The organism is Nocardiopsis nanhaiensis, assembly GCF_054778635.1.
On sequence record NZ_BAAGZJ010000029.1, the window covers coordinates 40,544 to 52,726 of the forward strand.

9 protein-coding genes are annotated in these 12,183 nt (G+C 69.1%); 2 read left to right on the forward strand and 7 right to left on the reverse strand.

Annotated elements, in window-relative coordinates:
• The 5 genes from ACYVD1_RS15745 to ACYVD1_RS15765 form a co-directional block, all read right to left on the reverse strand.
• Positions 1-894 (reverse strand): LysR family transcriptional regulator, encoded by an 894-nt coding sequence (locus ACYVD1_RS15745; protein WP_460772769.1) that lies wholly within the window; start codon positions 892-894, stop codon positions 1-3.
• A gap of 414 nt (positions 895-1,308) precedes the next feature.
• Positions 1,309-2,082 carry an SDR family NAD(P)-dependent oxidoreductase gene (locus tag ACYVD1_RS15750; RefSeq protein WP_460772772.1) on the reverse strand — a complete coding sequence of 258 codons (774 nt, stop codon included), beginning with the start codon at positions 2,080-2,082 and terminating at the stop codon, positions 1,309-1,311.
• A gap of 127 nt (positions 2,083-2,209) precedes the next feature.
• Positions 2,210-3,259 carry a 2,3-butanediol dehydrogenase gene (locus ACYVD1_RS15755; protein WP_460772774.1) on the reverse strand — a complete coding sequence of 350 codons (1,050 nt, stop codon included), beginning with the start codon at positions 3,257-3,259 and terminating at the stop codon, positions 2,210-2,212.
• 37 nt (positions 3,260-3,296) lie between these two features.
• Positions 3,297-4,667 carry an NAD-dependent succinate-semialdehyde dehydrogenase gene (locus tag ACYVD1_RS15760; RefSeq protein WP_460772777.1) on the reverse strand — a complete coding sequence of 457 codons (1,371 nt, stop codon included), beginning with the start codon at positions 4,665-4,667 and terminating at the stop codon, positions 3,297-3,299.
• On the reverse strand, positions 4,664-6,379 hold the full coding sequence (locus ACYVD1_RS15765) for a flavin-containing monooxygenase (RefSeq protein WP_460772779.1): 1,716 nt from the start codon (positions 6,377-6,379) through the stop codon (positions 4,664-4,666). Before ACYVD1_RS15765 ends, ACYVD1_RS15760 begins: the two co-directional genes overlap by 4 nt.
• A 245-nt stretch (positions 6,380-6,624) precedes the next feature.
• Between ACYVD1_RS15765 and ACYVD1_RS15770 the strand changes: the two genes are divergently transcribed.
• On the forward strand, positions 6,625-8,352 hold the full coding sequence (locus tag ACYVD1_RS15770; protein ID WP_460772781.1) for a helix-turn-helix domain-containing protein: 1,728 nt from the start codon (positions 6,625-6,627) through the stop codon (positions 8,350-8,352).
• Positions 8,353-8,388: 36 nt separating this feature from the next.
• On the opposite strand, the gene ACYVD1_RS15775 is transcribed toward ACYVD1_RS15770, so the two are convergent.
• Positions 8,389-9,489 (reverse strand): cytochrome P450 family protein, encoded by a 1,101-nt coding sequence (locus ACYVD1_RS15775; RefSeq protein WP_460772784.1) that lies wholly within the window; start codon positions 9,487-9,489, stop codon positions 8,389-8,391.
• Entirely contained in the window at positions 9,471-10,802 is a 1,332-nt protein-coding gene (locus tag ACYVD1_RS15780; RefSeq protein WP_460772787.1) for a cytochrome P450 family protein, read from the reverse strand. The genes ACYVD1_RS15775 and ACYVD1_RS15780 overlap by 19 nt, the downstream gene beginning before the upstream one ends.
• A gap of 633 nt (positions 10,803-11,435) precedes the next feature.
• Here ACYVD1_RS15780 and ACYVD1_RS15785 point away from each other — a divergent pair.
• On the forward strand, positions 11,436-12,104 hold the full coding sequence (locus tag ACYVD1_RS15785) for a GntR family transcriptional regulator (RefSeq protein WP_460772790.1): 669 nt from the start codon (positions 11,436-11,438) through the stop codon (positions 12,102-12,104).
• Positions 12,105-12,183 lie beyond the last annotated feature (79 nt).

A 12,183-nucleotide genomic window follows, 5' to 3' on the forward strand; every position in this document is an offset into this window, starting at 1 on the left:
CTAGGGATGGTCCGACAGCCGAGGGATGTCGACTGATTCGATGACCTCGACCGCTGCGCGAACCAAGGGCCTCATTTCCCTCTTGCGGAACGCGGCTTCGAGGCCGATTCGGGGAAGGTCCCCTATACGGGCGTAGCGCACGCCGGCGAGCTGCAGCACGGTCGCGGATTCGGGGATCACCGCGACACCGACGCCGGCGGCGACCATGGCCAGCATGCTGGAGGTGTGCGGGACCTCGATGAAGGACGGAGGGTCCGTCAGGCCGTCTACCAGCGAGTGCTGGACCAGCCGTCCGATGATGGACTGGTCCGCCGGGTAGCAGAGGACGCTGCGGTTCGCGAGTTCCTGCTGTGCGACGGTGCGGCCCAGGACGTCTTCGTCGCGCACTGCCACGGCGAGCGACTCGTAGCCGAGGGACACCGTGTCTATGGTGTCGTCCGGGACCGAGTTGCGGACGAGTCCGATGTCCAACCGGTGGTCGCCCAGCATCCGCATCTGGGGCGAGGTGAAGTACTCGGGCACCACCTGGATGCCGGCCTCCGGCAAGGCGCCGCGGAGTGCGTGCACGACAGCCGGTAGCTGCAGGTACATGGCCGAGCCGATGACACCGAGTCTGATTGTTCCGCGGGAGCCCTTGGCCATCTCGACGACCTCTCCCTTGGCGGCTTCCGTGAGACCCAGGATGTCCTTGGCGTGGGTCAGGAGGACCTGGCCTGCCTCGGTCAGTTCGACGCGACGGGTGGTGCGGTCCAGGAGGGTCACCTGCAGCTCCCGTTCCAGCGCGGAAATCGTCTGGGACAGCGGCGGCTGGGTGATGTGCAGTTCATCGGCGGCGTGCCCGAAGTGCCGGTGTTCGGCGACCTTGGCGAAGTACTCGAGTTGGCGCAGGTCCATCTTCAACCCTCCCTTCGTGTTAATTTCCCGTGTACTGCTCTGACTCCTGGAGCTTAACCAGGTGTGTCATACAGGACAATGTCCAAATATCACTTGATCCATTCGCAGAAGGAATAAATGGAAACACGCGGCCGCGCCGTGTTTCGGGTGGCGGGGAGGGGAGCTGCGGGGCGCGGACCAGCGACAAGCCGTGGGAGCCGACGCGGGGCACGCCTTCCGAGCACCGAAATGCCGAGTGGCCGCCGGTGTGTCAAGGGGCGGCGGACAAGCGCGGACGACGCGAACAGGACACCGGGGTACGGGATGGGGCCGGGTGGGTGCTGCGGTTCGTCCGTGGCGTACCGGGATCCGACAGGAGGGAGCGGGGCAACCGGCTCCCCGCCGGGTACCCCGCTCCCTGTACCTGCCCTCCCGTCAGGTGAACAGCATCCCGCCGTCGATGAGCACGGACTGTCCCGTCATGTAGTCGGAGTCCGGCCCCGCCAGGTAGGACACGTACCCGGCCACGTCGTCACCGGTGGCGACACGGCCGAGCGTGATGCCTTGTGCCATGGCCCGCATGGACTCGCCCGTCCCCACGTTGTTGATGGCACCGAGGTCGCGGTCCACCTCGACCCACATGTGCGTGTCGACGATGCCGGGGCAGTAGGCGTTGACGGTGATGCCGTGCTCGGCCCATTCCTGGGCAGCGGCCTGGGTGAGCGCCCGGACACCGAACTTGGAGGAGCTGTAGACGCCGAGCAGACCGAAGCCCTTGTGCCCCGCGATCGAGCAGGCGCCGATGATCTTGCCGCCGTTCCCCTGGCGGATCATCTGCCGGGCGGCTTCCGTGTAGGTCAGGAAGATGCCGCGGCCGTTGACCGCGTGCACGCGGTCGTACTCGTCGGGGGTGACGTCCAGCAGCGCCTTCGTCTGGGCGACCCCAGCGTTGGCGACCATCACGTCCAGTGAGCCGAGCTGGTCCGCGGTGCCGGTGACCAGGCCGGACACCGACGCGGCCTCGGAGACGTCGCCGTTCAGGGCGACCGAGCGGACGCCGAGGGCGGTGATGTCCTGGCTGGTGGATTCGAGCTGTTCCTGCTTGCCGGGCAGGTCCGAGACGGCCACGTCGTGGCCGTCCTGGGCGAGCCGCAGTGCGATCGCCCTGCCGATGCCCTGGGCGGCGCCGGTGACGTGTGCGACGGTCATGGCCTTCTCCTGTCGGTCGGGGGTGTGCGGCGGTTCGGGGTAGCGCCCGCGCGGACCCGCGCGGCGCCCCGGCCGTCCGGGGCGGTAGACAGCGCCGGGTTCGGGGGAAGAGCGATGGGGTGGCGGCTCAACCAGCGGGGTCGACGAGCAGCTTCATCCGCCGCCCTGCCCGAAGCTCCTCGAAGCCCTGCTCCACGACGCCGCTGAGCGGAACGGTGTCGACCCAGCCGGTCGTGTCGTAGTGGCCGCGGGCCATGAGGTCGATGACGGCGCGGTAGTCGTCGCGGGTGTAGCAGAGGGTCCCCTGGATGCGGCGCTCCCGCAGTACCAAGTGGATCAGCGGTGTGACCAGTGGTTGGTCGTAGATCGCGACGCTGACCAGCGGCCGGTGCTCGCCTACGGACTGCACCGCCGACTCGATCGCAGGGGCGACGCCCGCCGCGTCGAAGGCGGCGTCCACCCCCTCGCCGCTGGTGCGGTCGGCGATCAGCTCCGGGACGTCCACTTCGGACGGGTCGAGCGTGCGGGCACCGAGCGCCTCGATCGCCTTCCGTCGGGTGGCCGACGGTTCGACCACGTCGATCTCGCTCAGCCCCATCCCGCGCAGGGCGAACCAGATGCCGATACCGATCGGCCCGGCGCCGTAGACCAGTGCCCTGCTCTGGTCGTTCACCTGCCCCTTCACAGCCGCGTGGTAGGCGACCGCCATGGGCTCGACCAGCGCACCTGTCTCGACCGGTACGCCGTCGGGCAGCACGTGGACCTGGTGCTGGGGGACCACGGTGTACTCGGCCATGCCGCCGTCGGCCATGAGCCCGTGGAAACCGATCGTGCTGCACACGTTGTAGCTGCCGGTGCGGCACGCCCTGCACCGGTCGCAGCGGTAGATCGGCTCGATGGCGACGGGGTCGCCCTCCTGCACGCCCGTGACGCCCGGACCGGTCTCGGTGACCACACCGGAGAACTCGTGTCCCATGACCAGCGGCATACTCCTGCCGGTCAGCGGGTGCGGATCGGCGGGCGGGATGAAGATCGGCCCGTCGTAGTACTCGTGCAGGTCGGTTCCGCAGATCCCGTTGCGGCTCACCCGCACCTTCACCTGTCCGTCCCCGGGGGTCGGCTCGGGGACGTCCTCGATCCTCAGGTCACCGTTTCCGTAGTAGACAGCTGCGCGCATGTGTGTCCTCCTGCAGTCGTTGCCGGACCGCCGTCGTTCAGGCGATCCGGATGAGCTTCTTGTTCGCGAACTCGTCGAGGCCGAAGCGGCCGAGTTCGCGTCCGATCCCGGAGTTCTTCACCCCGCCGAAGGGCAGATCCGGGGCGCTCTTGACCGTGGTGCCGATGCCCACCATTCCGGCGTCGAGACGATCGGCGACGGCGTCGGCCTGGGCCTGGCTGCGGGCGAACACGGTGCTGCCCAGCCCGTACGGCGAATCGTTGGCCAGTTCGACGGCGGCATCCGCCGACTCCGCCTTGTGCAGCACGACCGCCGGGCCGAAAAGCTCCTCGTGGTAGGCGCGCATCGACGGGGTGACCCCGGAGAGGACCGTGGCCGGGTAGAACGCACCGTCGCCGTCGGGGATCCCGCCCCCCATGTGGAGCGTGGCACCCTGGGCGACGGCGTCGGCGACCTGCTCCGCCAGCTCGTCGCGGGCCGACAGCGACGACATCGGCCCGAGCCGGGTCTCGGCGTCCATCGGGTCCCCGGTGCGCCACTTCTCCGCTTCGGCCAGGAATCCCGGCAGGAACTCGTCCCACACGGAGGCCTCGACGATGATCCTCTTCGCGGAGGTGCAGGCCTGACCGGTGTTGGCGAAACGCCCGGTGGCGGCAGCTGAGGCCGCCTGTTGCAGGTCGGTCCCGGAGAGAACGAGGAACGGGTCCGAGCCCCCCAGCTCCAGCACGCACTTCTTCAGGTGTTTCCCGGCCAGTCCGCCGACGATGCTGCCAGCCCGTTCGGATCCGGTCAGTGATACGCCCTGCAGCCGCGGGTCGGCGATCATGGACGCGACCTGGTCGGTGTCGGCGAAGACGTTCTGGTAGACGCCGTCCGGCGTGCCGGCCGCCTCGGCGATCTCGTGGATGCGCAGTGCCTGCTGCGGGCAGCTGCCGGCGTGTTTGAGGAGGACGGTGTTGCCCAGCAGCAGGTTCGGCGCGGCGAAGCGGGCCACCTGGTAGTAGGGGAAGTTCCACGGCATGATCCCCAGGAGCGGCCCGATCGGAGCCGTGCGTACCACGGCCCGACCGGATCCGGCGATGTCGAGCTCCTCGTCGGCGAGGAACTTCGGGCCCGTCGTGGCGTAGTAGTCGAAGATCTTGGCCGACAGCTCGATCTCGCCCCTGGCCTGTGCGATGGGCTTGCCCATCTCCAGGGTCGTCAGCTCGGCCAGCTCGGCGGCGTTCTCCCGGTAGAGCTCGGCCGTACGGGTCAGCACGGCGGCCCGTTCGGCGAGGTCGGTCCCGCGCCAGCCGCGGTAGGCGTCGGCGGCGCGCCCGAGTGCCCGCTCTGCCTCGGCGTCGGAGATGACGGGGAATTCGCGCACCAGCTTGCCCGTGGCGGGGTCGACGGTTGCGTACCTGGTCACTGCTGGTCCTTTCGCGGCACTTCTGGCATTCGTGGTACTTCTGGCGGGCCGGGAGGCCCGGCCGGTTCTAAGGCAGGTCCGGATACGGCCGGTACGAGAGTGTCGGCGCTGGTGACGAAGCCGGGGTAGTCAGCGGAGGACTCCTCGGACAGCAGTGCACGGTAGTTCTGCAGCCCGCCCAGGTAGAACATGACGGTGCGCTTCTTGCCGGGGATGTTGGCACCGAAGATCCAGGAGGCAGCCTGCGGGAACAGCGTCTGGTTGGCGATGTCGGCGCAGGTCTCCGTCCATGCGGCCTGGGTCTCCGGCTTGACGTCGAGCCAGGAAACGCCGGTGTCGAGCGTGTGCTGCACGGTCTCGACGATCCAGTCCACCTGCGTCTCGATCGACGGCGGCAGGTTCGTGAACGGGCCGTTCGGGCCCAAGATCATGAACATGTTCGGAAAGCCGGTGGTGGCGACACCGAGGTAGCTGGTCGGCCCGTCGGCCCAGCTGTCCTTGAGCAGCTCGCCGTCCCGGCCGCGGATGTCGACCCGCTTGTAGTTCCCGTCGACCGCGTCGAACCCGGTGGCGCACACCAGCACGTCGAGCCCGTGCGCGGTGCCGTCCTCGGTGACGACCCCGTCCCGGTCCATGCGGACGATCGGGTTCTCCTTGATGTTGACCAGGCTGACGTTCGGGCGGTTGAACGTCTCGTAGAAGCCCGAGTCGCACAGCGGCCGGTGCGCGTACACACCGGTAGGGGTGAGCTTGCGCCGGGTCTCGGGGTCCTCGACGATCTCGGCGATCTTGCGGCGGATGAATTCCGCCGCCTCCTCGTTCGCGGCCGGGTCGGTGGCGATGTCGCTGAAGGTCTCGAACATGAAGCGGAAACCGCCGCCCTCGTCCCAGGAGCGCTGGAAGATCCGCTCCCTCTCCTGCGCGGAGACGCTGAAGGTGGGGACGGCGCTCTCCTCGAAGCCCATGGCGACGCTGGAGTTGCGCACGTGCTCCCACTTGTCCTCGAAGTTCTCGCGGTGGGACCGCTGCTCCGCGGCGGTCAGCTCCCGGTTTCCGGCGGGCACGGTGTACTGGGGCGTGCGCTGGAACGACGTCAGGTGCTCAACGGCGGGTGCGATCGCCGTGATCACCTGGCCGCCGGTCGACCCGTTGCCGATGACGCCGACGCGCTTGCCGGTGAGATCGAGGCCCTCCGGCCACGCTCCGGTGTGCACGACCCGTCCCCGGAAGTCCTCGATGCCGGGGATGCGGGGCAGGTTGGTGGCGGAGAGCAGACCGACCGCCGTCACCAGGTAGCGGCACCGGAATACCAGGCCGCGGTCGGTGCGCACGGTCCAGGTTCCGGTCTCCTCGTCGAACTCGGCCCCCGTCACGCCCGTCTCGAGCCGGAAGTGTTCGCGCAGCCGGTAGCGGTCGACGACCCCGTTGAGGTATTCGAGGATCTCCGGCTGGGTGACGTACTTCGTCCGCCACGGGTTCTGCTCGTAGAGCTCCCGGTCGAACGAGTACTGGTAGACGAAGCTCTCGGAGTCCGACAGCGCACCCGGGTACCGGTTCCAGTACCAGGTGCCGCCCACTCCGCCCGCCTTGTCGACGGCCACCGCGTCGAGGCCGAGTTCGTTGCGCAGCTTGTGCAGCGCGTAGATGCCGCCGAAACCCGCACCGACGACGAGTGCGTCGAGCCAGCGGGTCTGGTCGGGGTTGGCTCCCATGGTGCTTGTCTCCTCCGGCCTGAACGGCCTATGTGGTGTGCCTCACGTTCGTGACACCATGGTGGGAGAGCAGGCCGGAGCAGCGGTGTTCCGATCTGAAACACAGTTCGACACGTGCCGTTAACTGCGCTGATACTCGGAACGAAATATTGCCGGACGCATCGCGTATTGGAGTTGCGGCGGCTTCGAGGGCACAGTTGCCAGAAGTCCACGTGCAGAGCTGAACCGGCATAGGAGGCGATTCGATGCCAGATGTGGTCCGGGAGACCCGCCAGGAACTCATGCGCGTCGGACTCCGCGGCGAGGTTCGGGCCGAGGGGGTGGTGCCGGACCTGATCCTTCGGAGCTGGCGCCGGTCGATCGGCAACAGCGTCGACACCGCGGGACTGAGCCAGCGTTACCAGGACATCGACACCGAATCCATCCTGTGCCGGGCGGCGGCGCCCGTCCTCGACCGCTGGCAGCACCAGCTGGCCGACACCGGTGCCACGGTGTTCCTCAGCGACAGCACCGGCAACATCGTCTCCCGCCGTGCCGCGGACAGCAGCGTGCTCCGGCGTCTGGACAGCGTGCACGCGGCGGAGGGGTTCGACTACTCCGAAGACTCCGTCGGCACCAACGGGCTCGGGACCTCGATGATCGAGCGGCGTGCCGTCTACGTCGAGGGCAGCCAGCACTACAACGACGCCCTCTCCGCCCTCGCCTGCGCGGCGGCTCCCGTGTGCACACCCGCCGGATCAGTCCTCGGTTCGGTCTCGGTCGGCGGGCCGATCGAGGTCGCCAATCCGATGATGCTGTCGCTGACCCTGGAGATCGGCCACCAGATCGAAGAGCGGCTGCGGAGTTCGGCCCGGCCCCAGGACCTCGCGCTGGCCATGTCGTTCATGCGGTTCAGGAACTCCGGCCGGCCGACGGTGGTGATGGACCACGAGTCCATACTGGTCAACACGCCGGGTCTGCCGTACGTGAGCGTCAACTCCCATGTCACGCTTTGGGAGCTGCTCAACGCCCATGACTGGTCGAGCGGCGACACCGCACGCCTCTCACTCGACGGGGCGGCCTCGGAGGTGCTGGCACGACGGGTGGCCGGCGGGCCGCGGGCCCACTTCGTCCTCCACTTCTCCTCCCCGGGTGAACGCGGCGCAAGCCGCACCGAGCCGACCCGCCACGTCCTCGGGCCGGCACCCGCGTTGGAGGCCACCGACAGCGGTTTGACCATCGTGGAGGGGCCGCGCGGGTCAGGCCGCGCGACGGTCGCCGAAGAGCTGCACGCGAACCGGGACCGCGCCGGAGCGGGTCTCGAGGTCGTCACCGTCGCGCCGGGGCCGACCACGCCTTGGGCCGAGATCGCCGACCTCCTGGCGGAGGGCACGGATGTACTGGTCCGGCGCGGCGAGAACGTCCCCGAACACGAAACCCGCCAGCTGGTCCAACTCGTCACCCAGCACCGGGCGGCCGTATCCGCGGGGCGGCGCACGAGCACCCTCCTGCTCACGGCATGCCGCGAGCAGGCGTGTGCGGCTGTGCGCACCTTGGTCGACGAGACCGGTCCGGCAGAACGCACCGTGGCCCTGGCCCGAGCCCCGGAACGGATCCCCGGCCTCGTCAAGCAGGTCCTCAGCCGTGTCGACCCGGACGGCCGACACGCCCTGACACCAGCGGCGCTGCAGGCCTTCGTGCAGTGGAGCTGGCCGGGAAACGTCGCCGAACTGTCCGACACCCTGGCCGCGGTGGTGAGCGGGGCGCAGGCTCCGGTCATCCAGCGCCGACACCTGCCGCAGCACCTCCGGCAGGCACCGCCGCGGCGCCGACTGACCCCCCTTGAAACGGCTGAGCGCGAGGCCATTCTCAGAGCCCTGAATATCGCTGGCGGCAACAAGTCCGAGGCCGCGGCGACGCTGGGCATCGGGCGTACGACCCTGTACCGGCGCCTCCGCCAGCTGGGGATCAACGCGGACGAGCGGTCACTCTGAGCCCCTTCGCCTCGGTAGCTGAAGTCGGGTAGTGCCTCAGCCCAGGACCACCGGGAGGCGCTCGGCGCCCCTGGAGACGATGGACGGGGCCTCGGGGACCTCCTCGCCCTCGGCAAGGCGGATGTCCGGGAAGCGGGTGAACAGCTTCTCCAGGGCGGTGATTCCCTCCAGCCGGGCCAGCCCCGCGCCCAGGCAGAAGTGCGGGCCGTGCGAGAACGCCAGGTGCCCGCGCTGCTTCCTCGTGAGGTCGAAGACGTGCGCGTCCGCTCCGTGCTGGGCGGGGTCGCGGCCCGCGGCGCCGAAGCCCATCAGCAGGGCCTCGCCCTCGGGCACGCGCACCCCGGACAGCGTGACCTCGGCCGCCGTGTAGCGCAGCGGCAGGTACTGGATGCTGCCGTCCCAGCGCAGGGTCTCCTCCACGACGTCGGCCCACGAGGCCTCGCCGCTCCGCACCTGGGCGAGCTGTTCGGGGTGGGTGAGCAGCGCGTGCACGGCGTTGCTGATGAGGTTCATCGTGGTCTCGTAGCCCGCGCCGATCATGAGGATGAGGGTCCACACGAGCTCGGTGTGGGAGAGCTTCTCGTCCCCCTCGGCGCGCGCCTCCAGCAGGGCGCTGGTGAGGTCGTCCCCGGGGTCCACCGCCTTGGCCTCGGCCAGCCCGGCCAGGAAGGCTTGCAGGTCGGTGTTGGTCTGGGCCGCCACCTCCGGTGTGGTGGTCGCGTCGAAGACCCGGTGCACCAGGGTGTGCAGGGTGTCCCGGTGCTCGACGCCGACCCCGAACAGTTCGGAGATCACCGTCATGGGCAGGGGCAGCGACAGCGCGGCTTTGAGGTCGACCGGCCCGGGACCGGCGGCTTCGGCGGAGTCCAGGAGCTCGTCGGTGATCTCCTCGACGCGCGGCCGCAGGACCTCCACCCGGCGGGGGGTGAACGCCTGAGAGACCAGGGTGCGCAGGCGGCGGTGCCGGTCACCGTCCGCGGTGAGCATGTTGTCCGGGGCGATCCAGGAGATCAGCGGCCAGTCCATGGGGATCTCGCCTCGGGTCCAGGGACGCCAGTGCCGGGCCTCCTTGCGCACGTCCGGGTGGGCCAGGGCCTCGGTGATGACGTCGTGGCCGGTCAGCGCCCGAACAACCACGCCACCAGTGATCTCAACTTCGACGACGGGGCCTCGCTCGCGTAGTCGGGCTGTCTGTCGGTGGAGGTCGTAGGGGTGGAGGACGGGGATGTCTGCTGCCATGGCGGTGTGGTGCCCTTCGGGGGTACGGGGGTGAACATGACGGGGAGTTGGGACAGTGCCAGCGCGAACGGCGCCGGGCGCCACTGGGCGTCGCCCTCCGCTATCCGCACGTCGGAGAGGCGTCTGGTCAGCGTCTCCACCCCGACCTGGGCGATGGCGTAGGCGAACCCCTGGGCGGGGCAGCGGTGCGGGCCGACACCGAAGGCCAGGTGGGCGCGGTTGCCCAGCTCGATGTCGGGACCCCCTCCGGACAGTTCGGCGTGCGCGGCCGCGTACCCGAGCAGGACCGGCTCGCCCGCCCGGATCACCGTGTCGAGGTCGACCCGCACGTCCTCCACCGGGTAGAGGACGGGGTAGTTGTTGACTGGCGGGTCGCGCCAGAGCACCTGGTCGATCGCCTCACCGACCCCGACCCGGGCGCTGTTGAAGGCGCGCCTGACCTCGGCGTCCGCCATGAGCGCTCGCATGGTTCCGGAGATGAGGTTGGCGGTGGGCTCGGCGCCCGCGCCGATGGTCACGACCAGCTGGTGCAGCATCTCCTCGTCGGAGAGCCCGGCCCGGTGCTGGAGCAGCCACGACGTGACGTCCTCCCCGGGGGCGGCGTGCTTGGCGGAGATCGCGTCGGACAGGGCGCGCTCGTACTCGCCGTTGGCCTTGGCGGCGTCGATGCCGTCCCACAGGTCGCTCAAGGAGTTGAGGACCCGCTCACCGACGTCGCGCGAGAAACCGAACAGGTCGCAGAGCACCAGCAGCGGCAGCAGGCGCGCGTACTCGGAGACCAGATCGGCGCGGCCCCGCTCCGTGAAGGCGTCGATGAGGGTGTGGGCGTGCAGGCGGGTGATGTCGCCGACCCTGCTCTCCGGGATACGCCCGAGGGAGTCGACCACCGAGCGCTTGAGCCGGGCGTGCTCGTCGCCGTCGGTGAAGAGGAGGTTGGGCCGGTGCATCATCATCGCGACGGCGGGCGCGTCGTCGGGGATCCGGCCTTCCCGCCAGTCCCGCCACAGGCGCGAGTCGCGGCGGAAGGTGCGGGTGTCCCGGCACCAGGCGGTGATCTTCGAGTAGTCGGCGACGATCCAGGCCCTGATCCCGGGGAAGATCTCCGCGGGGAAGACGGGCCCGTGCTCTTGGACCATACGGCGGTTGACCGCGTGCGGGTCCGCGTGGAAGTCGGCGGAGTGGAGCTCGGCGTACGGGCAGCGGGGGGCCAAGGAGATCCTGTCCAAGAGGGTGGCTGGGGGTGACGGGACGGTTCAGTCTTATGTCACAACCCGGACTTTAGACCCATCGCGCAACACCCACAACTCCTGTCCTACAGGGCTTCCCACATTCCGTGTCGGGCGAGCGCGCCCGCCCGCTCGGCGCCCCCACGGGCCGACCGCGCTGACCTGGGCGAAGGTTCGATCGCCCGGGGTCATGTAGCTGATCCCCAGAGTCATGGCCTTGCTCATCCTGCAGCCGATTCACGGTGGCTTCCACTGAAGCCGGCTCGCCCGGATGCCAGCGTGCACTCCTCGGGGTCTCGCGGTGTGAATCAGCGGGAACGCGTCGGCCCGTTTCACAGCACCGGTGGTCGAGGGGGTCGTTGAGCGCTGAAAGTTCACTCTTGGGAAACATTCTGATTACCGACGGTGGCCACTGGCCGCTGTCTTGGCGTGGCCGAGGTCCGGGTCGGAGATCGGAATCCTCGGGTTCTCTCCGCTGGGAGCCCCTGCAACGCAAGGAAAGCGCGCCCGACCTCGCAACACTCACTCAGGTGCCCCTCGTTGCAGCTATTGACACACGTCACACGGTGAGCCAATCTGGTTAACCGTTAACCGTTAACGGTTAACCGAAAGGACATCATGCCGGAGATCCTGCCGATCAAGCACCAGGCACTGGGTGACAAGGTCGCCAGTGAGCTCCGGCGCCTGATCATCACCGGGCGCTACGCCCCGGGAACGTCGCTGGTCGAAGGGCACCTGGCCGAACAGTTCAACCTGAGCCGCGGCCCGATCCGTGACGCACTCAAGACCCTGGCTTCCGAAGGGCTCATCGACACCAACCGCCGAAGTGCCACGGTCGTCGGACTGAACGGTGAGGACATCGACGAGCTCTTCTCCCTACGGGGTTCGCTGGAGCGCCTGGCCCTGGAGATCGGGATCGGGCGCGACCGGAACAGGCTCGCTCGGGAGCTCCGACCTCCGCTCGAACAGATGCGTGGGGCGCGAGAGGCACACGACCCGGAGGCCTTCACCGCCGCCGACGTGCGGTTCCACTCCGTCTTCTACGACGTAGCCGGACACCGGCGCCTCGCTGACGTGTGGGCGCAGTACCGACCGACCATCGAGGTCCTGCTCCTGGCGTCCAACGAGCGCTACACCGACCTCGGACCCTCAGTCGCCGCGCACGAGGTACTGGCCGGACTGGTCGAGACCGGTGAGCCCGACGCGGTCTTCGAGGAGCTCCGCGGGCACCTGGACAACGCCCGGCTCAGGCTCAGGGAGCCCTACACGACCCCCGGATCCGACTGACCCCGGGTAGCCACTGAACACCCGGTCCCCGTCCCACGGCTCATGTCCCGCGACGCCATTACGGAGCCGACACCACCGA